Source organism: Nonomuraea sp. NPDC005983, from assembly GCF_040614375.1.
Classification (GTDB): Bacteria; Actinomycetota; Actinomycetes; order Streptosporangiales; family Streptosporangiaceae; genus Nonomuraea.
The window spans coordinates 28707-51503 of sequence record NZ_JBEXUP010000037.1 but is presented as its reverse complement, the minus strand read 5'-3'; the positions used below and the strand labels follow the sequence as shown (position 1 = coordinate 51503).

Sequence of the window (22797 nt, the reverse complement as noted above, 5' to 3'; positions counted from 1 at the left end):
AATGAGGGACGTGGATGCAAGCGAGGCGATCCGCGTCAACCGGGCGCTGAACAAGATGAGCAAGCTCTACCGCGCCGTGAAGGCCCGCAAGCTCGCGGCGCTCGGGCTACACCCCGGGCAGGATGTGCTGCTGTGGTTCCTGGCCCAGGAACGCGAGGGGATGACGGTCTCGGAGCTGGCGGCGCGGCTCGGCATCGAGCCGCCGACCGCGACCCGCAGCCTGGCCCGGCTGGAGAGCGGCGGATGGTTCCGGCGCGAGCCCGTCGCCACGGATCGCCGCCAGGTGCGCATCGTGGTCACGGACGCCGGGCATGAGCTCGTGCCCGGCATCGAACGCGCGTGGGCCGAGCTGGCCGAACTGGCGATGGGCGACGCGAGCGAGGAGGAGCGCGAGGTCGCGATCGCCGCACTCGAGCGGGCCAACGACCGGCTCCGCCGGGTCGTCGGAGAATCCGTCCTGACCGAGGAGTGACACCGATCCCGGACGCGAGGAACGGCGCGCACGCCGCCGTCCCGAGCACGAGGACCCGATCGCCGACCGCCGGCGAAAGGGCGGTCGCTCACAACGCGCTACTGGCTGACCCGCTCCCAGATCTGCGTGGCCTTGGGAGAGAAGGCGGCGTCGAAGTCCTTGCCGCATTCGAGGTCGTCGACCGCCGTCTTGATCTCTTTCTGCAGGTACTGGCGCTTCTCCTGATCGGTCAGCCGGGTGGTCCCGTACGCCACTCCGCTGTCGGGGTCGTAGGGGGGAATGCCCTTATCCTCCTTCCGGGCACGCTCGTGAAGTTCCCGCTCGACGAGCTGCCTGCCCCAGTCCCCCATGACCGTCGGCTTGGTCGAGCTCACCTGGTAGCCCTTGGCGGTGAGGCAGTCGGCCTTGGCCGTGGCGAGCTCGACGAGCTGCGGGTCGCCGTCGAGTTCGCGCTTCATGCGCTGGGCATACAGCTTGTTCAGCTGCTGCCTCCAGTCGCCCACGGACTTCACGACCTTGCCGGTGACCTTCTTGATCGCCTCGGCCTCGCACCCGTCCGAGGCCTTTCCGTAGGCCTTCTGCTGGGCGGGCGACAGGTCGTCCCTGATGGCGTAGTTGGGGTCGACCGGGGCGTCCTTGGCGCTCTCGGGCCCCCCGTGGATCTGGCGGTACATGAGGTCGAAGCCGTGTGTTGCGCGATACGCCTTCCGTGTCGCGAAGTCAGGGGAGAGACGCTGCTTGTCCTCGTCGGTCAGGGGCTCGTCGGGATGGACCCAGGCGACATACTTGAACCCCTTTCCTTTCATGCAGTCCGCTTTCAGGGTCTCGATCTGGAAGTCCCTGCCCTGGGCCGAGGTGGGGCCGGCGGACGGCCGCGCGGCGGCGCCGGTGCCCCCGCAACCGGCGACAAGGGCGAGGGCGGCCAGCGCCAACGATCTTCTCTGCATGAGCCCGGACCATACTATGTTGAACGAAGTATGGTCAATCGTGCCGCGGCGTCAGGCGTACTGGCAGACTCCACCGATTCAATCAAAATCCCCTACTGGTTTTAACGGAAATAGGTGACCTTAAGTCCACGCGAAGGAGACCGTAAGCCCCTTCCGGCATCGTCGAAGACATCAGCCGAACAGCATGGAAGGACACCACGATGAGCCAGACCGCCGAGTACGAGATCACCCGGGTCTTCGACGCCTCCCGCCAGGACGTCTACGCCGCCTGGACCGAGCCGGCCCGCTTCGCCCAGTGGTTCGGGCCGCGCGCCATGGCCACCCCCGAGGAGAAGGTCGTCCTGGACGTCCGCCCCGGCGGGACGTGGCAGGCCACGCTGGCCGGAGACGGCGGGTTCGAGGTGACGCTGAACGGCGTCTACCGCGAGATCCACGCCCCGCACCGGCTCGTCTTCACCACCGGCGACCCCGACAACCCCGGTGACGGCCCCGCCTCCGTCGTCACCCTCACCCTCACCGACCTCGACGGCAAGACCGAGATGCGCTTCCACCAGTTCGGCGTCAACACCGACGCGGCCCACGCCGAGCAGGCCAAAGCCGGCTGGATCGAGTTCTTCGACCAGCTGGGCGAGCACCTCACCCGGCAGTGAACAGCGGGGATCAGGCCAGGCCGGCCGCGTCGTCGAGTTTCAGCCTGCCGCCCTGCTCGTACTCGGCGGTGAAGGCGGCGTCGCCGAGCGCCTCGCGGGCGCGGGACGCGACCCGCTCGAGCTCTGCGGCGTCCGCGATCCCCGCTGGAGTCTGGCCGGCCTCGCGGGCGGCGGCGGCCAGGCCCAGCAGGCGGGCGGCCCGGTCATGCTTGCCCGACGCCGCCAGCGCCGATGCCAGCCCCTCCGCGGCGAGGGCCGTCGTGGCGGGGTCGCCCACCTTCTGCGCGGCGGCGATCGCCTCCAGTTGCAGGTCGCGGGCCGTCGCGACGTCGCCGCGGCGCTCGTGCAGGAAACCCAGCTCGACGAGGGTCGTCGGGACGTGCAGGAGCGGTTCCCCGTCGGGGTCCCTCGGGACGCCTTCCAGCAGGTGGTTGAGGTGCTTCTCGGCGAGGTCCAGCTCGCCCGCCCGGCGCGCGGCGAAGGCGAGCCCCATCTCGGCCATGATCTCGCCCTCCTTGTAGCCCTGGCCGATCGCCAGCCGCATGGCCCGCTCGCAGTGCTCCATCGCCCGCCCGTACTCCCCTGACTGCAGCGCCACCCAGCCGAGCCAGGAGATCCGCCGCGCGACGTCCGGCCACAGGCCCAGCTCTTCGGCGATCCGCAGCCCCTCCTCGAACAGCCTGTTGGCCTCGTCGGCGTCGGCGCTCATCTCGGCCAGGCCGCCCAGCCACTCCACCGCCTGGAGCTGCCCCCACCGGTCGCCGAGCTGCCGGAACAGGCGCAGGCTCTCGTTGCCGTCGCGGTCGAGCGCGATCACGTCCCGCAGCACGAAGGCGTCGCGGGCGCGCCTGCTCAGCGCCGCGGCGACGCCCCACGTGTCGCCGGCCGTGTGGAAGGTCGTCAACGCCCTGCCCACCAGGTCCTGGCTGATGGACAGGTCGCGTACGACCAGCCCGATGAACAACTCCGCGCGGGCCCGGACGCCTCGGTCCTCGATCGCGTCGAGCGTGGCCTCCCAGCCGGTCGCCCCGCCCAGCAGCAGGACGAAGCCCGCCCGCCAGGCCGCCGCCCTGGCAGCCGCGGTATCGGCAGCGGTGTCGGCCGGGGCGTGCTCGACGGCCAGCGCGGTCTCCAGGGAGCGCAGCGCCTCGGCGTTCCTGCCGCGCAGGTACCAGTACCAGGCCAGGGCGTTCACCAGGGTGAGCGCACCGGTCGTGTCCCGCTCGCGAGACATGGTGTCGAGAGCGGCCCGCAGGTTGGCCGAGTCCGTGTCGAGTCGTCGCAGCCACTCCTGCTGGTCGTGCCCGTACAGGCGCGGCTCGGCCTGGACGGCGAGGGCGAGATGGTAGCGGGCGTGTGCCAGCCGGACCTCGCGCAGCTCCCCTGCGTCCGAGAGCCGTGCCAGGCAGTACTCCGACACCGACTCCAGCAGCCGGTACCGCACCCCGGCCGCCCCCTCGACCGCCACGACCAGCGACTTGTCGACCAGCCGCACGAGCAGGTCGAGCACGTCCAGCTCGGCGTCGCCGACCCCGTCGGCGCAGACCTCTTCGGCGGCTTCCAGGGTGCAGCCGTCGGCGTGCACGGCCAGCCGTCTCAGGACCGTCCGTTCGGGCTCGGTCAGCAGCTCCCAGCTCCAGTCGATCACGGCCGTCAGCGTCTGCTGGCGTGCCGGGGTGCCGCGGTGGCCGCCCGTCAGCAGCCGGAACCGGTTGTCGAGCCGCGACACCACGCCGTTGACGCCGAGCGCCCGGACCCTGGTCGCCGCCAGCTCCAGCGCCAGCGGGATCCCGTCCAGCCGCCTGCAGAGCTGCGCGACCGCCCCGGCGTTGCCCGCGTCGAGCGCGAACCCGGGGGCGGTGGCGGCGGCCCGTGCCACGAACAGCCGGGCCGCGTCGGAGCCTCTCACGGCCTCCAGGCCGGCGCCGTCGGGGACGTCCAGCGGCGGGACGTTCCACAGCACCTCGCCCACCAGGGCCAGCGGCTCCCTGCTGGTGGCCAGCACGCGCAGCCCGGGAGCCGCCCTCAGCAGCCGCTCGGCCAGCTTGGCGACCTGCTCGACCACGTGCTCGCAGTTGTCGAGCACCAGGAGTGTCCGGCGCGGGCGCAGGACCTCTGCCAGCCGGTCCACGGTGGCCGACGGGCCGGTGTCCTGCCGGACGTCCAGCGCGGTCAGCACCGCCTCCGCCAGCGCCTCCACTCCCCGCTCGCCCGCCTGCCGGTCCGGCGGCGCGGGATCGGCCGCCCGGCGCAGGTCGAGCGGGGCCAGTTCGACCAGCCAGACGCCGTCGGCGTAGGAGTCGACGAGGTGCGTGGCCGTCTCCAGGGCGAGGCGCGTCTTGCCGACGCCGCCGCTCCCGGTGAGCGTGACCAGGCGACCGGTCTCCAGCAGCGAGCGGACCTCGTCCAGCCCGTCGTCGCGGCCGATCAGGGGGCTGAGCGAGGCGGGCAGGTTGGTGCGCGGACCGACGGCCGCGTTCGGGTTGGGCGGCGCCAGCCCTGGGTCCTGCTCCAGGATGGCCTGGTGCAGCGCGGCCAGTTCCGGCCCGGGGTCCAGCCCCAGCTCGTCGGCCAGCCGTTCGCGGAGCTCGGCGTAGCCGGCCAGCGCCTCGCTCTGCCGTCCCGCACGGTAGAGGGCCCGCATGTGGACGGCCCGCAGCCGCTCGCGGAGCGGATGCCGGGCCACCAGATCGCCCAGCTCCCCCACGAGCAGGCTGTGCTCGCCCAGCTCCAGCCGCGCCTCCGCCCGCTGCTCCAGGGCGGCCAGCCGCTGCTCCTCCAGTCTGAGGATGGCGGCCCTGGTCCACTCCTCGTCGGCGAAGTCGGCGAGCGCCGGCCCGCGCCACAGGGCCAGCGCCTCGCCCAGCAGCGCCGACCGCTCGCCCGGCCCGTCGGCGGACTGGGCGCGCGCCACCAGCGCGGTGAACCGCCCGGCGTCGACGGCCTCGGTGGCGACCTGCAACAGGTAGCCGGGGGCGCGCGAGACGACCAGGTTCTTGCCGCCCGGCTCGGCCTCCTCCAGCGCCCGCCGCAGCTGCGAGACCCGGACCTGCAGCGCACCCGACGGGTTGCCCGGCGGCTCGTCGCGCCACAGGTCGTCGACGAGCCGGTCGGCCGACACGGTCACGCCGTCGTGGACGAGCAGGTCCGCGAGGACCGCCCGCACCTTCAGCCCGGGGATCGTGACGGGCTCTCCCTGGTCGGTCCACACCGAAAGTGGTCCCAGCACCCCAAAGCGCATGTCAGCCACCTTATGCGCGACCTTAAGCCGGCGAGAAGCGCACCCGAAGCGCCGTCCAGCACCGTGGTGGCGACGAAAGGGGAACAGACATGAACACCACGACACAGGCGGGACGACGGGAATGGATCGGGCTGGGTGTGCTGGCCTCGGTCGCGCTGCTGCTCTCCCTGGACGTCAGCGTCCTGTACCTGGCGCTGCCGCACCTGAGCGCCGGCCTGGGCGCGAGCGCGTCGCAGCAGCTCTGGATCATGGACATCTACTCGTTCATGCTGGCCGGGTTCCTGGTCACGATGGGCACGCTGGGCGACAGGATCGGCCGCCGCAGGCTGCTGCTGACCGGCGCGGCGGCCTTCGGAGTGGCCTCCGTGGTGGCGGCGTACTCGTCCAGCGCGGAGATGCTGGTCGTCACGCGGGCGCTGCTCGGAGTGGCGGGGGCGACGCTGCTGCCGTCCTCGATGGCGCTGATCCGCAACATGTTCCAGGACGGCAAGCAGCTCGGCAGCGCGTTCGGCATCTGGTTCAGCTGCTTCATGCTCGGCATGGCGCTCGGCCCGCTGGTCGGCGGGCTGCTGCTGGAGCACTTCTGGTGGGGGGCGGCGTTCCTGCTCGGGGTGCCGTTCATGGTGCTGGTGCTGGCCACCGGGCGGGTGCTGCTGCCGGAGTACCGTGACGCGTCGGCCGGGCGGCTGGACCTACCGAGCGTCGGCCTGTCGCTGGCCGCCATCCTGCCGGTCATCTACGGCCTCAAGGACGTCGCCAGGAACGGCTGGCACCCCGTGCCCGTCGCGGCCGTCGTCCTCGGTCTCGTGGTCGGCGCGGTGTTCGTCCGGCGGCAGCGCCGGCTGGCCGGCCCGCTGCTCGACCTGCGCCTGTTCGGCAACCGCGCCTTCGCCTCGACGCTCGGGATCATGTCGCTCGGCGGCGTGGTGATGGCGGGCACGTCCCTGATGTCCACGCTCTACCTGCAGACCGTCGCCGGGCTGTCGCCCCTGCAGGCGGGGCTGTGGCTGGTGCCGCAGAACGTCGCGATGATCGCCGCGATGTCGCTCGGCCCGGCCATCGCCCGCCGGGTCCGTCCCGCCTACGTGATGGCCGCCGGGCTGGCACTGGGCGCAGTGGGGATGCTCGTGCAGACGCAGGTGCCCAGCGCCGGCGGGACCGTCCTGGTGGTGGTCGGGCTGGTCCTCGCCTCGGCCGGGATCGCGCTGCCGATGAGCCTCGGCAACACCGTGATCATGACGGCGACGCCGCCGGAGAAGTCCGGGTCCGCCGCCGCGCTGTCGGAGACCAGTGGCGAGTTCGGAGTGGCCGTGGGGGTCGCGGCGCTGGGCAGCCTCGGCACCGCCGTCTACCGGAGCGAGCTGCCGGACACGCTGCCGGTTGAGAGCGTCCGCGAGGGCATCGCCGCCGCCGTCAACGCCGCCAAGGACCTGCCCGAGGTGCTGGACGTCGCCCGCGCCGCCTTCACCTCCGGGCTCAACGCCGTGGCGGCCGTCGGGGCGGTGGTCTTCCTGGGCCTCTCGATCGTCACCGTGATCGCCCTGCGCGGCTACGGGCAGGCGCCGCAGCCGGTCGAGAGCGAGCGGGAGGCGGAGCTCGCCGCATGACGAACCGCCCCTCACACCGGATCGGCTTCCCGCCGATCCGGTGCCGGCGTCTTCCGGGGGACGAAGGAGCCCGGGGTGGCCACCGGATAGGTCCCCGCGGGCGGTGCTTGGCGGGGTATGTTCCGGTTTGTGAACACGGTGATCGATGGGCGGCCGGCGGGCGCCGGGGATGTGGCGCTGGCCATCACCGCCCGGTACGGACACTTCACGGCCATGCAGGTGCGCGGACGGCGGGTGCGCGGCCTCGCCTTCCACCTGGACCGGCTCGACTCGGCGACCAGAGAGCTGTTCGGCCAGGAGCTCGACCGCGACCTCGTCCTCGACTCGATCCGCACGGTCCTCGACCGGGACGACGCGAGCGTGCGGGTGTACGTGTGCGAGGTCGACAGGCTGCGCGTGATCGCCACTGCCGCGCCGCCCGCCGAGGTCGCGACGGTCCCGCAGCGGCTCAGGTCGGTCCGCCATCAGCGTTTCCTCGCGCACGTCAAGCACACGGGCGGCTTCGCCCAGGGCTACCTGGGCAGGCAGGTGAAGGCCGAGGGGTTCGACGAGGCGCTGTTCACCACCGCCGACGGGGTGATCTCCGAGGGCTCGATCACGAACCTGGGCTGCTTCGACGGCTCCCGGATCATCTGGCCCGACGCCCCGATGCTGCGCGGCATCACGATGCGGCTGCTGGAGGTGTCCGACATCCCGTCGGAGAGGCGGGTGCTGCGCGTGGCGGACCTGCCGGGCTTCGAGGCGGTGTTCCTGAGCAACTCGCACGGGGTCGTGGCCGTCGGCCAGGTGGACGACGTCGTCCTCAAGGTGAACGACGAGGCCGTGGCCACGGTCGTCGGCGCCTACGAGGCGACACCGTGGGACGCACTGGAGCGGGCCGGTCAGGACGCGCCGTAGCCGGCGGCGGCGGAGCAGGCCGGTCAGGGCGCGCCGTAGCCGGCGGCGGCGGAGCAGGCCGGTCAGGGCGCGCCATGACGGCGGCAGGGCGGGCGGGCCCGGGACGCGGAGCGGCGGGGCCGACAGGGCGAACGGCACCGCGAGCCTCTACTCGGCGTGCTCGACTGCGGCTTTCGGGAGTGCGAGCATCACGAGTGCCGTAATCAGGTAGAGCGCGGCGGAGACGATCAGGACGATGCTGAGCGCGTGACTGTAGTCGGGCAGCACCGGTGCTCCGGTGGCTGATCCGGTGACGGCGGTGAAGAAGATCGTGCCGAGAACGGCGATGCCGACGGCGCCGCCGATCTGGTTGACAGTGGAGAGCACCCCGCCTGCGGCGCCTGCGTTGCGTCCGGGGACGCCTGCGAGGACGACGTTGACGAGAATGGGTGCGGCAAGACCGAGCCCGAGGCCACCGATGAAGAGTGCGAGGGCGAGGAGCCAGTACCCGGGATCGTTGCCGTCCTTGACGATGGACCACAGGACGAGCTGAGATGCCGCAATGGTGAGCGAGCCGGTGATCAGGAGCGTTCTGCCCGCCTTGGCGGCGAGAGCGACGCCAAGGCCGGAGGTGATGATCGAGCCGAGCGCGTACGGGAGGATCACCAGGCCGGTCTCCCATGCGGTTCGGCCGGTTCCGTTCTGGAGGTAGACCGACAGGGTGAGGAAGTACGACCCGATGCCGCCGAAGAAGAGCACCGAAGCGCTCAGTCCGACTGCGAAGGCGCGGATTCTCAGCAGAGCCGGGTCAAAGACAGGTTCGTCTCCGCGACCGGTGAGGCGGCGCTCGTAGGCGAGGAAGATCGCGATCATGATGATTCCGGCTGCGAGGAGGGCGTAGCTGGCCCAGGTCCATCCCCATGTCTCGGTCTGGATGATCGGCAGCAGCAGGAGAAGGATGCCCGTGGCCGCGAGGAGCGCGCCTGGGAGGTCCAGTCGCGCGGTCGAGGCGGAGCGGGACTCCGGCAGGGCCTTCGCGCCGATGATGAGCGCCAGGATCGAGACGGGCACGTTGACCCAGAAGATCGTGCGCCAGCCCAGGTCGAACAGGTTGGCGTCGACGAGCAGCCCGCCCAGCAGCGGGCCGGCGACCGAGGCGAGGCCCTGGACCGCTCCGTAGGCGCCGAACGCCTTGGCACGCTCGCCCGGAGCGAATGATGCCCGGATGATCCCGAACACCTGCGGGACCATGATCCCGGCGGTCAGTCCCTGCCCGGCGCGCATGCCGATGAGCATCCCCGGATCGACGGCCAGCGCGCACAGCGCCGAGGTGACCATGAACCCGGCCAGCCCGATCATGAACAACCGCTTGCGGCCGTACTGGTCACCGAGCCGTCCGCCGGTGATCAAGCCCGCGCCCAGGGTGAGGACGTAGGCGGCGATCGTCCACTGGATCTGAGCGTCGCCGGCACCCAGGTCTCGGGCTATCGCCGGGGCCGCGACGGTGACGATCGTCGCGTCGAGAAGGTCCATGAAGGAACCGAAGAGCACCACCAACAGCGCCGTGGTCGCGCCGGCGCTGGCGATGAGTGTCGGGGAAGCCCCAGCTGTGCGGGTGCTCTCTCGGGGGCTCGGTGAGTCGTTCATGTCGGCCACCGTCGCAGGCATAGTTGCCACGGAGTGACCGCTATCGGTGAGAGAATCGGAGAATCATGGCTGCTACCTCCGCGCGGACGCTCAGGCTGCTGTCGATCTTCGGAATCGGTGCGCCCCTGACCGCCGAGGAACTCGCCGCCCGACTCGGAGCGTCGGTGAGAACCGTGCGTCGCGATATAGACACGCTCCGGGACCTCGGGTACGAGATCGAGGCCGTCCGCGGAGCAGGTGGAGGATACCGGCTCGGTCGCGCTACCCGCTTGCCGCCGGTCGTCTTCGATGAAGACCAGGCCGTCGCCACGGCCGTCGCGCTCCAGACCGTCCCGACGATCCTCTCCGGCATCCACGAGAACGCGGCCCGTGCTCTCGCCACGCTGCACCAGGCGATGCCCGCACGCAGCCGCCTGCACGCCGAAGCGTTCACCGTCTCCTCAGCCCGCAACTACTGGGAGTTCCCCGCGCCACCGATCGACGCCGAGATCGTCCGCGCCGTTGGCAGCGCGATCAACCGGCGGCACCTCGTTCGCGTGGACTACACCGGCGACGGCGAACCCGTCACGCTCACGCTGGAACCACACGACCTCGTGGTCTGGGCCGCACGCTGGTACCTGGTCGCCTTCGACCCGGACGCGGACCGATGGCGCGCGATGCGCGTGGACCGCATCCAACCGCACATGCCCACGCACACCCCCTTCGACCGACGTGACATCCCGCACGGCGATCCCGTCGCCTTCGTCATGACCACACACGACCGCGGAGACGCCGCAGCAGAATGGCGATGCCGCGGCTCAGCCATCCTCGCCCTGCCCGCCTCCACCGTCGCCCGGTTCGCCCCCGGCGGATCAACAGTCGAGTACGACACCGAAACCACTTGCCGACTCACACTCGGCGCATGGTCATGGCCAGGACTGGCAGGACTGCTCCTCACCTTCGACGCCGACATCACAGACATCGAACCGGCCGAACTCAGGCAAGCCCTGCACTCCCTGCGCACCCGAATCAGCAAGGAACTCGGCCCCGACCAACCTCCCCGGTGACCTGCACATCTGGCGTCCGCGTTCCCAATGTCAGATCACCGCTGCCCGTCCGAGAACCGGGCCAGGACCAGCGACTCGACCACGCCGACAGCCGCGTAGGCGAGGATCGACACGGCCGTGACGACGACGATGTCCGCCCAGACCTCGTCGTAGCGGAAGCCGCCGATGGCGCGCAGGATGCCGGCCCCGATGCCCTGCCCGGTGGCCAGCCACTCGGCGATGAGCGCGCCGATGATCGAGGCGGGCACGGAGATCCTGGCCGACGCGAACACCGACGGCATCGCGGTCGGCACCGCGACCTTGCGCAGCACGGTGAGCCGTCCGCCGCCGTAGGCCATGACCAGGTCGGTAGCCTGCGGCGACGCCGAACGCAGCCCGAAGGCGATGTTGACCAGCGCCGGGAAGAACACCACGATGCCGCCGATCACCGCCACACCGACGAGGTCCCTGCCGAACACCAGCGTGATCAGCGGCGTCATCACCACGAGCGGTACCGACCGCAACAGCATCGCGACCGGCATGAACGTCTGCTCGACGGTCCTGAGCAGGACGAACGTGATGGCGACGGCCATCGCCGCGACCATGCCGCTGGCGAAGCCGATGGCCGCGTCCCTGATCGTGACGCCGAGCGCGCCGAACACGGCGTCGCGGTGCGCGGCGGCCTCCGGCACGGTGAACAGGTAGTCCCAGACCTGGGGCGGACGCTTGCCGACGAGCGGGCTGATCCCGAACGCCTCCAGGAGCAGCCACCAGGCGGCGACCACGATGACCACCGAGGGCAGCAGCGGGCCGACGACCCGCAACACGGTACGGCCGATCACAGACTTCTCCCTGACGACCAAGGGGTCACCACGCGCGCGAGCACGGCCACGACCGCGTAGCCGAGCCCCGCGATCAGGCCCGCGACGAGCGCCAGCCCCCACGTCCTCGACACCTGGAACTGCTGCTGCGAGATCATCAGCGACACGCCGAGCCCCTGGTCGTTGCTGCCGAGGTACTCGCCGATGATGGCCCCGAGCAGCGCGGACGGGGCCGAGATCTTGAGCCCGGCGAACGTGCTCGGCAGCGCCGAGATCACCTGGACGTGCCGGAGCTTGGCCAGCTTGCCACCCCCGTACACCGTGATCACGTCCAGGCTGGCCCGGTCGGCGGAGCGCAGCCCGAGCAGGGCGCCGATCAGCGTGGTGAAGAAGACCGAGATCGCGGCCAGGAACACCACGGCGGCCTGCCCGCCGAAGACGACCAGGATGATCGGGCCGATGGCCAGCAGCGGGATGCAGTAGCTGATCACCGCGAGCTGGGTGGCGACGGCCTCCAACCTGGGGACGAGCAGGACGACCACGGCCACCGCGAGCGCCAGCCCGTTGCCCCAGAGGAAGCCCTGCAGCGCCGCGCCCAGCGTGGCCGAGGCGTTCGGCCAGTAGAAGGCCCAGCCGTCGTGGGCCATGCCCGACAGCACCGCCCACGGGGTCGGCACCGCGCCGCCACCGGCGAAGACGGTCACCGCGAGCAGCCACCACAGCGCGATCAGCGCGACGACGCCGACCAGTCCCTGCAGCCGTCTCATGAGCCGTGCCCGAACAGCAGGTCGCTGAGGTGGTCGTGGATCGCGTGGAACTCGGGGGTGCGCATCATCTCGGGGGTGCGCGGACGCGGCAGGCCGATCTCCACCATCTCGACGACCCGGCCGGGGCGCGGGCTCATGACGGCGACCACGTCCGACAGGAAGATGGCCTCGCCGATGCCGTGGGTGACCATCAGCGTGGTGGCGGGCTTCTCCGTCCAGATGCGCAGCAGTTCCAGGTTCAGGCGCTGGCGGGTCATGTCGTCCAGCGCGCCGAACGGCTCGTCGAGCAGCAGCACGCTGGGCTTGACCACCAGCGCGCGGGCGATCGAGACGCGCTGGCGCATGCCGCCCGACAGCTCGGCGGGCCTGGCCTTCTCGAAGCCCTCCAGGCCGACCAGCTTGACCAGGTCCTCGATGACGCCGGGTTCCGGCTTGATCCCGGCGACCTCCAGCGGCAGCCGGATGTTGGCGGTCACGCTGCGCCAGGCCAGCAGGGCCGAGTCCTGGAAGGCGATGCCGAGGTGGTGGCTCCTGCGCAGTTCCTCCGGCGTCTCGCCGTTCACCCGGATCTCGCCCGTGGTGGGCTCCTCCAGTCCGGCGAGGATGCGCAGCACCGTCGACTTGCCGCAGCCTGACGGGCCGAGCAGCGACAGGAACGAGCCCTTCGGCGTCTGAAGGTCCACGCCGTCGATCGCGGTCAGCCCTTTGCTGAACGTCTTGCTCAGCCCGGTGATGCTGATGCCGCTCATGCGAGCTTGAGACTCGGATCGGCCTTGTACACCTCGTCGATGATCGACAGGTCGAAGAGCTGTTCGGCCTTGATGGTCAGCCCGGCCTTGGCGAGGGAGGCGATGTTCTGCTCGATCAGCTGAGGGGTCATCGTGAACAGGCCGTTGGCCTTGGCGTCGGGGGTGACCACGAGCTCGTTCTGCATCTTGGCCTCCTCCGTCTGCTCCTTGACGTCGAGGTTCTGGTCCTTGCCGTAGGTGCCGGCGGCCAGTTCGGCCGACTTGGCCGGGTCGGCCACCGCGTCCTTCCAGCCCTTGATCTCGGCCGTCAGGAAGGCCTTGAGCTTGTCGCGCTCGCTGTCGATGGTCTGCTGCGTCACCGTGAACGTCTCGGCGACCAGCGGCAGGCCGTGGTCGGCGAAGAGCATGTGGGTCGCGTCCACGCCCTGCATCTTCAACCGCACGGGGCCGCTGGTGACGAAGCCGACGTAGCCGTCGAGCTGTCCGGACGTCAGCATCGACGGGTCGGACTGGAACGGCACCCTGGTCACGCTCGACGGGTCGATGCCGTTGGCCTTGAGCAGGGCGTTCCAGACCAGCTCGTTGGAGTCCTGGACGCCGATCTTCTTGCCCACCAGCGCCTTGGGGTCCTCGATCGGGTTCTTGCCGAGCGAGACGATGGCGAAGGGGTTCTTCTGGAACGTCGCGCCGACGATCTTGAGCTGCGCGCCCTGCAGGATGGCGGGCGCGGTGATGGTCGGCGCCGACAGGCCGATCCAGCAGCGCCCGGTGGCCAGGCCCGACTCGACCGAGGTGCCGGAACCGCCGCCCGACAGCAGCTCGACCTGGGAGAACCCGGCGGCCTTGAAGTAGCCCTTGCTGTCGGCGAAGTACTCGCCCGCGAACTCGACGTTCTTCTTCCAGGACAGCTGGAGCTTGACCGAGCCGTGCCCGCCTTCTCCGCCGCCGGCCCCGCTGGTCGTGCCGTTGTCGCCACAGGCGGCCAGGCCGAGCGCCAGTCCGGCCATACCTGTCGTCCGCAGGAACGCGCGACGGTCGAGGGTAGCCATAATTCTCCTTGAGCGGGCGGTGAAGATGCAGGTCAGGAGGGTATATATCGATTATTACCATCATGTGACGGAATTTCGGGCATCGCGGCGGAGGTGGGCCGCGCGACCCGGCCCGGGCGGCGAAAGCCCTGTACACGCTGGAACGCCACCTGTAGGTAGCTACGAGAGCACCCCACGAGGTCCGTAGGTCTCTCCAGCCGCAGGACGGAGCCGGTAACGTCAGGCCTGAAATGAGACTTGACGGAATCCCGCTTTGGGACGGTACCGAACCCCGCGGCCCCGTGGACCTGTCCTGGGAGCCTGACGAGATCGTCGACATCCGGCCCGCCGCCCAGCGTCACGACGAGCTGTGCGTCATCCCCGGCCTGGTCGACACGCACGTCCACCTCATCGGCGACGCCAGTCCGCGGCAGTCCGACTTCGCCACCTGGCCGCTCGTCACCACCCGCGACGAGCAGGTGCTGCACGGCGTCGCCCACGCCCAGCGCGCCATGCGCCACGGCGTGACCACCCTGCGCGACCTGGCCGGCGACGAGGCGCAGATCGCGCTGCGCCGGGCGTTCGACGCGGGCGTGCTGCCCGGCCCGCGCATCCAGGTCCACGGCGTCGTCGGGATGACCGCCGGGCACAACGACCTGTTCGTACCGCCCGCGTTCCCGATCCGCAAGCCCACCGCCGACGGCCCCGACGACTGCCGCAAGCTGGTGCGTACCTGGGCCAGGGCCGGAATGGACGGCATCAAGCTCACCACCAGCGGCGGCGTCCTGTCGATCGGCGACAAGAACGCCTGGCGCAACTACACCCGCGACGAGATCCGCGCCGTCGTGGACGAGGCGCACGCCCTCGGCATGCTGGTCGCCTCGCACGCCCACTCCGAGGAGGGCATCCGCGTCGCCGTCGAGGAGGGCGTCGACTCGATCGAGCACGGCACGCTGATGTCCCGGGACCTCGCCGAGACCCTCGCCGCCCGCCGCACCCCGGTCGCCCCCACCCTGCTGATCAACGAGGCGATCGCCGCGGGCCGGGTGCCGGTGACCGAAGAGGCCATGGCCAAGGCCGCCGAGCTGGTCGCCAGGCGCGACGTGCTGCTCGCCGAGGCGTACGCGCTGGGCGTCCGGTTCGTGCTGGGCACCGACGCCAACGGGCACCACGTCCAGTTCGGCGACCAGCTCGCGGAGGTCGTCCACATGACGCGGGTGCTGGGCATGGACGCCGAGACGGCGCTGCGCGCGGCCACGTCCGACGCCGCCGACTCGATCGGCATGCCGGTGGGCCGGATCGCCCCCGGCCTCGGGGCCGACCTGGTCGTGCTGCGGGGCCGTCCGTGGGAGCGGATCGAGGACCTGGCGACCGAGAACGTCGTCGCCGTGGTCTCACGGGGCCGGCTGGTCGCCGGGCGGCTGCCCTGACCTGAGCGCGAGGTACAGGTCCGTGCGGTCGCGCATGGACGACATGCGCCGCCCGGTCAGCTCCTCGATTCGTTGCATCCGGTAGCGCAACGTGTTGACGTGCACGTACAGCTCGTCGGCCGTGCGCTGCCAGGAGCCGCACGTCTCCAGGAAGACGTCCAGGGTGCGCAGCAGCTCCGAGCCGTGCCTGGCGTCGTACTCCTCGACGGGGCCGAGCAGGTGCTCCCTGAACGATCTGCGCACGCTCGCCGGCAGCGAGGCCAGCAGCAGTTCGTGGGTGTCGACGTCGGCCGCGGACATGATCGACACGGGGCCCGCGCCGTCGCCGGCCGCCTCGACGCCGCGCCGCGCGGTCTCCAGCGCCTCGGCCAGCCGCGACACGCTGGACGCCGCCTCGCTGATCCCCGCCGCGATCCGCAGCCCCGGCCTGGACGCCGCCAAGCCGCGCAGCTCCTCGCTCAGGCTCTTGCGTGTGGTCTTCCCGTTGACCAGTACGACCGCCTCGCCCGGCAGCCCGCCGACGATCAGGTGCCGCCCCTTCCTGGCCAGCCCCTCGTGCAGGACGGCGGGCAGGTCGTGGCCGTCGGACCCGCCTGTCAGCCGCACCACCAGGGCCGTCGTCGGCAGCCCAGGGTCGGCCCCCAGCAGCCGCAGGTGCGCCGACACCTCTCCGGGCGGGATCTGCTGCGTGACCAGCACGTCCAGGAGCGTCTGCGCCCTGGCCCGCTCGGCCCTGCGCTGCTCGGCGGCGAACGACTCCTCCGCGACGGCCTCGGTGATGGCGCCGAACGACTGGTCGGGCGCGGCCAGGATCAGCGGGAGGTTGCGCCGCTCGCACGCCTCGACCAGAGCGGGAGGCAGCTCGCCGAGCACGACCAGCCCGACGACCAGGCCGGCCACGTCGGCCGCCCAGAGCGCGTCGGCGAAGGAGTCGCAGTCGGACGGCCGCCGATACCAGACGCCGCTGGTCAGCACGAGATCGCCGGCACGCAGGTAGCGGCGCGGATCGGGCAGGTCGGTAGGGTATGCGCGGCGCACCTCGCGGCCCAGGTGGCCGTGGCCCGTAACCGGCGTCAGATGCAGGTCGTCGCGCGCCAGCAGATCCGCCAGTCTCAAGAGCGACACCTCCCGAAATCTGATGTTATGCCAGCTCATGCGGTGATAGTTCGGAGGTTCGCACGATACCGTGACCCCACGGCCGTCCGGTTTACTCGACGCCATGCGGCCCAAAGCGGAACTCCACCTGCACATCGAAGGCACCCTCGAACCCGAGCTCGTCGTCGAGCTGGCCCGGCGCAACCGGATCGAGCTGCCGACCTTCGACGTGGAGGCCATCAGGGCCCGCTACGACTTCACGAACCTCCAGTCGTTCCTCGACATCTACTACGAGAACATGGCGGTGCTCAGGACCGAGCAGGACTTCTACGACCTCGCCACCGCCTACCTGAAGCGGGCCGGGGTCCAGCACGCCGAGATCTTCTTCGACCCGCAGGCCCACCTGGTCAGGGGGGTGCCGCTGGGGGTGGTGTTCGGCGGGCTGACGGCGGCGCTGCGCGACAGCGACGTGTCCGCCGAGCTGATCCTGTGCTTCCTGCGCGACCGCGGGGCCGAGGAGGCCGAGCAGGTGCTGCGGGCGGCGCTGCCGTACCGGGACCAGTTCATCGGCGTCGGGCTCGACTCGGCCGAGGTGGGCTACCCGCCGTCGCTGTTCAGGCGGGTCTTCGAGATCGCCGCCGCCGAAGGGCTGCACCGGGTGGCGCACGCGGGTGAGGAGGGCGGCCCCGACTACGTGTGGGAGGCGCTGGACATCCTGCGGGTCGAGCGGGTGGACCACGGCATCAGGGCCATGGAGGACCCGCAGCTCGTGGCCCGGCTGCGCGAGGAGCGCATCCCGCTGACGGTGTGCCCGCTGTCGAACGTCCGGCTGCGCGCCGTGCCGTCGCTGCGCGACCACATCCTGCCCGCCATGCTGGACGAGGGCCTGCTCGTCACGGTCAACTCGGACGACCCGGCCTACTTCGGCGGCTACGTCGAGGACAACTACCGCGCCCTCCGCGACGAGCTGGGCATGACGGAGGACCAGCTCGACCAGCTCGCCCGCAACTCCTTCGAAGCCGCCTTCAAGGCCTGAGGCCCCGAACCGGCCCGCGAACCACTCACCCGAGGTCCGGGGCGTACTCCGCGGCCCAGCCGGCGGGCCTGCGCGCCGGTCCGCCGGTCGGCTCCCGGACGGTGTCAGTGGCGGGAGCGGCTGCGCGGGCCGTCAACCGAGCAGCGCGAGCACGTGCTCGGCTTGCCGCTCCAGTGCGCCGGGCGGGTTCCGGCGGGCGCACGGCCCGCCAGGGCCGAGGATGAGCAGCCAGCCGAGCGCGAGCAGCCGCCGGAAGTCCCGCACCCTCACCTCGACGCCGGTCAGGTCGAGCTGCGACAGCAGCGCATCACCGGCGAAGCCGCCGTCGAGGTGGGAGATGTGCTCGACCACCTCGGCGACCTCGAACGCGCGATCGCTGCGCCCGGAGTCCTCCCAGTCGACCATCCGCACCTGGCCGCTCGCCGGGTCCCAGAGGTAGTTGGCGTGGTTCCCGTCGGCCAGCCCGAGGACCGGCGGCAACGGGTCGGTGGCGAGCCGGTCGGGGGCCGAGGTGGCCAGCCAGGCCACCCCCTGGGCGACGGCCTCCACGACGCGCGGATCGTCGCCGAGGTCGGGCCGTTCGCCGGCCCTCCGGCGTACCTTCGCGACGGCGGCGCCCGGGCCCCACGCGGCCGGCGGGATCGTGTTCACCGCCCGAACCGGGATGTCGCGGTGGAGCCGGGTGAGCGCGGCAGCCAGGGCCGCGATCTGCTCGCGACCGGCCTGCCGGCCCCGGAGCGGGCTGCCGGGCAGCCGGGTCATCACCACGGTGGGCGGGACCGCGTCGAGCTCGGCCCTGACCGGTGCGGGTGCGAGGCCGGGGGCGTGCTCGGCCAGGAACGTCAGCACCGCCCATTCACGCTGGGGCTCTCGCCGGTGCCACGACGTGTACCGCTTGATCACGATGTCGTCGCGGATGTCGAGGTCGTGTGTGGTGAACTGACCGACCGTCATGCGCCCCGTCCCCCATGCCGTCCGCACGTCAGCCGGGCAGGAAGCCCAGGCAGTGGTCATCGAGGCTAACGCGGCTCGCCCCCGGATTCGGTGAGCGACAGGCCCTTCACCACGACAGCCCCGTCTGCGCCCGGGCGACGCGGGCGGGCCGTGGACAGCGCCCGGTCTGCGCCTGGACGACGCGGGCACAGCGTCCGCTGCCCGGCCCGCCCGAGCGGCGCGAGTTGCCTTGACACCGGTGAGAAGGTTCTAGCGTGGCCGCGGTGGCGGGTGGTCAGGCGACAGGAGGGCGATCGCGCATCCGCCGATCGGAGGAGTGGCGATGAAGTTCGGGATCAGCTACAACACGGCCTACTACGGCGTCGACCCTGAAAAGATCACGGCCTACGCTCGGCATGCCGAGGACTGCGGCTTCGAGTCGCTGTACCTGCCGGAGCACATCGCGCTGTATCCCGGTGCCATGGTCGGCCCCTTCGAGCTCCCGCCGTCGCTGCCGTACGGCGATCCGCTCGACTGCCTGAGCTTCGTCGCCGCGGCCACGCAGCGGATCCTGCTCGGGACGGGCGTGCTGCTGCTGCCGTACCACCACCCGGTGGTCCTGGCCAAGCGCCTGGCGACCATCGACGTGCTGTCCAAGGGGCGGATGCGGTTGCTGACCGTGGGTCTCGGCTCGCTGCCGGGCGAGGCCAAGGCGACCGGGGTCGACTTCGGCACCCGCGGCCGCCGCGCCGACGAGGCGATCGACGTGATGCGGCTGCTCTGGGCCGGCGACGAGCAGGGTGTCAGCCACGACGGAGAGTTCTTCGCCTTCGACGACCTGTGCCAGTTCCCGAAGCCCTACGGGGTCTCGCACCTGCCGATCCACGTCGGCGGGTCGAGCAGGGCGGCCGCGCGCCGCGCCGGTCGACGCGGCGACGGCTACTTCCCCGGCGGCAGGCTCGACCTCGAGGAGCGCGCCATCCAGATGGACCTCGCCCGCTCGGCCGCCGCCGAGGCCGGACGCGACCCGCAGGCGCTGGAGTACACCCGATGGGGTTCGACCGACATCTCCGCCGAACAGGTCGAGGCGTACGCCGAGCAGGGCGTGACCCGCATCGTGGTGAACCTCAGCGCCGCAGAACCGGAGCAGCAACGCGAGGAGATGTCCGCGTTCGCCGAGCGCTTCGCCCTCCTCCCGGGGTAGCGCGCCCGGTGACCCCATTGGCTAGCTCTCACCGTCCCCGCGCAGGGCCGGGGGCGGAACGGGGATGGCGGGGAAGGGGTTGTCCGGCAGCAGGATGACCCGGCGGGCCTGGTCGGGCTGCATCGCCGCGTCCAGGTGCAGCAGGGCCGCGCCGATGCCCGCCGCGCCCACCATGTACCCGGTGTCGGCCGACACCTCCCCCGGACGCAGCCGCCGGTACGCCTGGTACCAGCGCAACCCTCTGCCGTCGTGGTCGGTGGCCCGGCCGATGAGGTGGTCGGCGAGCGTGCGCGCGTGGTCGAGGTAGGCCGGCCGCCCGGTCGCCGCCCACAGCCCCACGAAGAGTTCGAGCAGCCCGGCGGTGCCGCAGCACTGGCACGAGACGTTCCAGTACCCGGACGTCTGCCGGTGCGGCGCCCCGCTGCGGACGATGCCGTGCGCGAGCCGCTCGGCCCAGTCGAGGTCCTCGACGTCGCCGGTGACGCGGTACAGCTCGTAGAACGTCCGGGCCACGCCCGCCGAGCCGGAGCAGAAGCCGAGGTAGTGCAGTTCCCTGCCGTGGGGCAGGTGGTGGGGCACGGCCGCGCACCTGTCGGTGATGGCGCTGACGGTTCTGACGAAGTCGGCGCCCCGGTGTGCCGCCTGGAGGAACGCGTGGTCGCCGGTGACGCCGTACAGGCGGGCGAGGAGGTAGGCGGTGCCGGCCGTCCCGGACAGGAAGCCTGGGGTGACGGCGTCGACGGGCAGGTCTGCGCAGTCGCCGAAGCGGTGGCCGGGCACGGAGAGCCCGGCGATGCGGGCGCCTGCTTCGACGGCCACGTCCTCGTAGGCGGGTGTGCCGAGCATGGCGGCGGCGTGCAGCAGGCCGAGCACCACGCCGCCGTCGCCGCGTTGGGCGTGCTCGCGTGACCAGCCGAGGCCGCCGTCGTCGAGGCGGCGCGCGGATCTGACGATCCGGTCGGCGGCGCCCGCGGCGGCTTCGTCGAAGCGGCCGTCGCCGAGCACCCAGCCCGCGTGGGTGAGGGCGACGGCGATCCCGGCCAGGCCGTGGTAGAGGGTGACATCGGTGACGTCCTGCCAGGTGGCGGCGAGGTAGCGGGCGCCGGCGCGGGCGTCTTCGAGGTAGGCCTCGTGGCCGGTCGCGGCGGCCAGTTCCAGGAAGAACAGCACGATGCCGGACGCGCCCGCGTAGAGGGACGCGGGTTCCGGCGCGACGGCCGATCTGCCCCGGACGTCGGGGTTGGCCCGCCAGTGGCGGCCGTGCTCGTCGTCCACGGCGGCCGAGCGGATCCACCGACCCGCCATGATCGCGGCGGTCAGCGGTGTCTCGGCACGTTCGCTCGATGAGCGCGTGCGATCCAGGCTCATACCTCAGTATCCCATATATCTGGTAGGAAATTGAGGTTAACCTGAAAGGCATGCCTTTACCGAACTTCTTGGTGATCGGCGCACCCAAGGCCGGGACCACCGCCCTGCACTCAGCCCTCCGCGCGCATCCGGCCCTCTACCTGTCGCCGGTGAAGGAGCCCAAGTACTTCCTCACGGACGGCCCGCCCCCGGCAAGAGGCGGCCCGGGCGACGCCCGCACGTTCCGCGAGCGGATCTGGCGGCGCGCGGACTACGAGGCCCTGTTCGCCGCCGCCCCCGCCGGGACGCTGTGCGGTGAGTCCACCCCGTTCTACCTCTACGACCGCGCCGCGCACCACCGGATCAGGAAGACCATCCCGCAGGCCAGGCTCATCGTGATCCTGCGCGACCCCGTCGAGCGGGCCCACTCCAACTGGACGCACCTGTGGTCGGCTGGGCTCGAACCGATCGACGACGTCGTCCGGGCCTGCGCCGCGGAGGAGCAGCGGATCGCCGCCGGCTGGGACCACTTCTGGCACTACACCGCCCTCGGCCGGTACGGCGAGCAACTGGCGAGCCTGTTCACGCTCTTCCCCCGCGAGCAGGTGCTGATCTTCCGATACCGCGACCTCGTCGACAGACCAGCCGGGACGCTCGACCGCATCTGCGCCTTCCTCGGCGTGGAACAGGGCCTGCTCACCGAGGCCCCGCGGGAGAACGTGACTGCGCATCCGGACCCGGGCCAGCGACACCGGATGCTCGCCACGTTCCGCCGCTTCCTGCCCGGCGCGCTGGGCGAGCCGATCGAGCGCCTGCTCCAGCGCCGGGGACGGTCGCGACGTCCGCTCACCTGGGAGCAGCGGCAGCAGCTCATCCCGTACTTCGCGGCCGACGTCGAGCTGTTGCAGAAGGTCACCGGCGACGACTACTCCGACTGGCTCCGCCCGAGGGAGCGCTCGGGCGGGCTGATCGGCGCCCGCCCGCCGGGCCAGCGCCAGGCCAGAAACGGCCGCTTCGCCGCCTCGTGACCGTCAGCGGAGTTCCGTGCGGAGCTCGTGGGCGCCGTCGGCGCGGGTGTACTCGTAGTAGAGGCGCACCCGCCCGCCGGGCAGGTCCACCAGGTCCAGGTAACGCAGCCCGCCGCCGCGGTGCGGGGAGGACGCGGCGGGCGCGGCGCCCACCGGGGTCAGCGCGGCAGGGTCCGTGCCCACCGCGAGGCCCGTGCGCTCCTCGTAGTTCTCCTCGGCGCCGGCCCGCCCGTCGTAGTACGCGAGGACCCGGTCGCCGTCGAAGCGCACGGCGGTGATCCGGGCGCCGCGGGAGTCCCAGGCGCCGGGGCGGCCGGTCAGCGCCGTACCGTGCCAGGTCCAGTCGAGGCCGTCCGCGCTGGTCGCATAGTCGCTGACCATGCGGTCGGTCTCGCCGGGGTCCTGCAGGGGGTGGCAGCACGCCCACAGGTGCCACCTGCCGCCCTTCCTGAGGATCACCGGGTCCTTCACCCCGGTCTTGGGGTCGCCGGGCAGGACGGTCCGGCGCTCGCGCGGGTCGAACGCGGCCGGGTCGTCGGCTTCCAGGACCTCCACGCGCCAGTGCTTGGTGTCGCGGGTGGCGCAGCTCAGGTAGAGCCGCCAGCGCCCCTCGGGCGTGCGCACCAGGGCCGGACGTTCGAGGGAGTCGGTGTCCATCTCGTCCTGGGTGATCGTGGTCAGCGTCTCGAACCGCTCGCCGTCCGCGGAAACGGCGACCACGATCGCGTAGCCGCGCCCCTCCCCCACGGGGCGCCGCAGGCGGTAGGCGAGATAGATGCGGCCGTCAGCCGCGACCGCGCTGGGCGCGCCCGCCCAGTGTCCCTCTCCCGCGACGGGCGGGAGGACCGCGACCACCGAGCGGCCGGGCTCTGGAAGCACATCGATCGACATGGG

General features: G+C 71.6%; 20 protein-coding genes. 9 read left to right on the top strand and 11 right to left on the bottom strand.

Annotated elements, in window-relative coordinates; translation table 11 throughout:
* Positions 1 to 10: 10 nt before the first annotated feature.
* Positions 11 to 472, top strand: a complete 462-nt coding sequence (locus ABZ297_RS18655; protein ID WP_355347166.1) for a MarR family transcriptional regulator — start codon at positions 11 to 13, stop codon at positions 470 to 472.
* A gap of 98 nt (positions 473 to 570) precedes the next feature.
* On the opposite strand, the gene ABZ297_RS18650 is transcribed toward ABZ297_RS18655, so the two are convergent.
* Positions 571 to 1419 (bottom strand): hypothetical protein, encoded by an 849-nt coding sequence (locus ABZ297_RS18650; RefSeq protein WP_355347163.1) that lies wholly within the window; start codon positions 1417 to 1419, stop codon positions 571 to 573.
* A gap of 200 nt (positions 1420 to 1619) precedes the next feature.
* Between ABZ297_RS18650 and ABZ297_RS18645 the strand changes: the two genes are divergently transcribed.
* Complete coding sequence (locus ABZ297_RS18645) at positions 1620 to 2069, top strand: SRPBCC domain-containing protein (protein ID WP_355347160.1); 450 nt, start codon at positions 1620 to 1622, stop codon at positions 2067 to 2069.
* A gap of 10 nt (positions 2070 to 2079) precedes the next feature.
* Here ABZ297_RS18645 and ABZ297_RS18640 read toward each other — a convergent pair whose 3' ends face one another.
* Positions 2080 to 5310: a BTAD domain-containing putative transcriptional regulator gene (locus tag ABZ297_RS18640; RefSeq protein WP_355347157.1), complete on the bottom strand. Its 3231-nt coding sequence runs from the start codon at positions 5308 to 5310 to the stop codon at positions 2080 to 2082.
* Positions 5311 to 5399: 89 nt separating this feature from the next.
* Between ABZ297_RS18640 and ABZ297_RS18635 the strand changes: the two genes are divergently transcribed.
* The gene (locus tag ABZ297_RS18635; protein WP_355347154.1) at positions 5400 to 6917 is read left to right on the top strand and encodes an MFS transporter; all 1518 of its coding nucleotides are present in this window, start codon (positions 5400 to 5402) and stop codon (positions 6915 to 6917) included.
* Positions 6918 to 7046: 129 nt separating this feature from the next.
* Positions 7047 to 7814: an aminotransferase class IV gene (locus ABZ297_RS18630; protein ID WP_355347152.1), complete on the top strand. Its 768-nt coding sequence runs from the start codon at positions 7047 to 7049 to the stop codon at positions 7812 to 7814.
* A gap of 147 nt (positions 7815 to 7961) precedes the next feature.
* On the opposite strand, the gene ABZ297_RS18625 is transcribed toward ABZ297_RS18630, so the two are convergent.
* On the bottom strand, positions 7962 to 9440 hold the full coding sequence (locus ABZ297_RS18625; protein ID WP_355347149.1) for an MFS transporter: 1479 nt from the start codon (positions 9438 to 9440) through the stop codon (positions 7962 to 7964).
* Between the two features lie 65 nt (positions 9441 to 9505).
* Between ABZ297_RS18625 and ABZ297_RS18620 the strand changes: the two genes are divergently transcribed.
* Positions 9506 to 10486: a WYL domain-containing protein gene (locus tag ABZ297_RS18620; RefSeq protein ID WP_355347146.1), complete on the top strand. Its 981-nt coding sequence runs from the start codon at positions 9506 to 9508 to the stop codon at positions 10484 to 10486.
* A 35-nt stretch (positions 10487 to 10521) separates the two neighbouring features.
* Here the strand turns inward: ABZ297_RS18620 and ABZ297_RS18615 are convergent, their stop codons facing one another.
* Genes ABZ297_RS18615 through ABZ297_RS18600 form a run of 4 tightly spaced genes read right to left on the bottom strand, consistent with a single transcriptional unit; the run spans position 10522 to position 13851 of the window.
* Entirely contained in the window at positions 10522 to 11307 is a 786-nt protein-coding gene (locus ABZ297_RS18615; protein ID WP_355347143.1) for an ABC transporter permease subunit, read from the bottom strand.
* Positions 11304 to 12053 carry an ABC transporter permease subunit gene (locus ABZ297_RS18610; RefSeq protein ID WP_355347140.1) on the bottom strand — a complete coding sequence of 250 codons (750 nt, stop codon included), beginning with the start codon at positions 12051 to 12053 and terminating at the stop codon, positions 11304 to 11306. Before ABZ297_RS18610 ends, ABZ297_RS18615 begins: the two co-directional genes overlap by 4 nt.
* Positions 12050 to 12802 (bottom strand): ABC transporter ATP-binding protein, encoded by a 753-nt coding sequence (locus ABZ297_RS18605; RefSeq protein WP_355347137.1) that lies wholly within the window; start codon positions 12800 to 12802, stop codon positions 12050 to 12052. The genes ABZ297_RS18610 and ABZ297_RS18605 overlap by 4 nt, the downstream gene beginning before the upstream one ends.
* Positions 12799 to 13851 (bottom strand): ABC transporter substrate-binding protein, encoded by a 1053-nt coding sequence (locus ABZ297_RS18600; protein ID WP_355347134.1) that lies wholly within the window; start codon positions 13849 to 13851, stop codon positions 12799 to 12801. The genes ABZ297_RS18605 and ABZ297_RS18600 overlap by 4 nt, the downstream gene beginning before the upstream one ends.
* Positions 13852 to 14081: 230 nt before the next feature.
* On the opposite strand from ABZ297_RS18600, the gene ABZ297_RS18595 reads away from it, so the two are divergent.
* Positions 14082 to 15260 carry an amidohydrolase family protein gene (locus tag ABZ297_RS18595; protein ID WP_355347131.1) on the top strand — a complete coding sequence of 393 codons (1179 nt, stop codon included), beginning with the start codon at positions 14082 to 14084 and terminating at the stop codon, positions 15258 to 15260.
* Here ABZ297_RS18595 and ABZ297_RS18590 read toward each other — a convergent pair.
* Entirely contained in the window at positions 15225 to 16376 is a 1152-nt protein-coding gene (locus ABZ297_RS18590; RefSeq protein ID WP_355347128.1) for a helix-turn-helix domain-containing protein, read from the bottom strand. The two genes, ABZ297_RS18595 and ABZ297_RS18590, sit on opposite strands and share 36 nt — an antisense overlap.
* Positions 16377 to 16479: 103 nt before the next feature.
* Here ABZ297_RS18590 and ABZ297_RS18585 point away from each other — a divergent pair, with 103 nt between their 5' ends.
* Positions 16480 to 17391: an adenosine deaminase gene (locus tag ABZ297_RS18585; protein WP_355347125.1), complete on the top strand. Its 912-nt coding sequence runs from the start codon at positions 16480 to 16482 to the stop codon at positions 17389 to 17391.
* 132 nt (positions 17392 to 17523) lie between these two features.
* Here the strand turns inward: ABZ297_RS18585 and ABZ297_RS18580 are convergent, their stop codons facing one another.
* Positions 17524 to 18345: an aminoglycoside phosphotransferase family protein gene (locus ABZ297_RS18580; RefSeq protein WP_355347122.1), complete on the bottom strand. Its 822-nt coding sequence runs from the start codon at positions 18343 to 18345 to the stop codon at positions 17524 to 17526.
* A 322-nt stretch (positions 18346 to 18667) separates the two neighbouring features.
* On the opposite strand from ABZ297_RS18580, the gene ABZ297_RS18575 reads away from it, so the two are divergent.
* Positions 18668 to 19528, top strand: a complete 861-nt coding sequence (locus tag ABZ297_RS18575) for an LLM class F420-dependent oxidoreductase (RefSeq protein WP_355347119.1) — start codon at positions 18668 to 18670, stop codon at positions 19526 to 19528.
* A 21-nt stretch (positions 19529 to 19549) separates the two neighbouring features.
* Here ABZ297_RS18575 and ABZ297_RS18570 read toward each other — a convergent pair whose 3' ends face one another.
* The gene (locus ABZ297_RS18570) at positions 19550 to 20896 is read right to left on the bottom strand and encodes a lanthionine synthetase LanC family protein (RefSeq protein ID WP_355347116.1); all 1347 of its coding nucleotides are present in this window, start codon (positions 20894 to 20896) and stop codon (positions 19550 to 19552) included.
* 50 nt (positions 20897 to 20946) lie between these two features.
* Between ABZ297_RS18570 and ABZ297_RS18565 the strand changes: the two genes are divergently transcribed.
* A complete protein-coding gene (locus tag ABZ297_RS18565) occupies positions 20947 to 21903 on the top strand; it encodes a sulfotransferase (protein ID WP_355347113.1) in 957 nt (318 codons plus the stop codon).
* 3 nt (positions 21904 to 21906) lie between these two features.
* Here ABZ297_RS18565 and ABZ297_RS18560 read toward each other — a convergent pair whose 3' ends face one another.
* A complete protein-coding gene (locus tag ABZ297_RS18560; RefSeq protein WP_355347110.1) occupies positions 21907 to 22794 on the bottom strand; it encodes a hypothetical protein in 888 nt (295 codons plus the stop codon).
* Between the last annotated feature and the right edge of the window lie 3 nt (positions 22795 to 22797).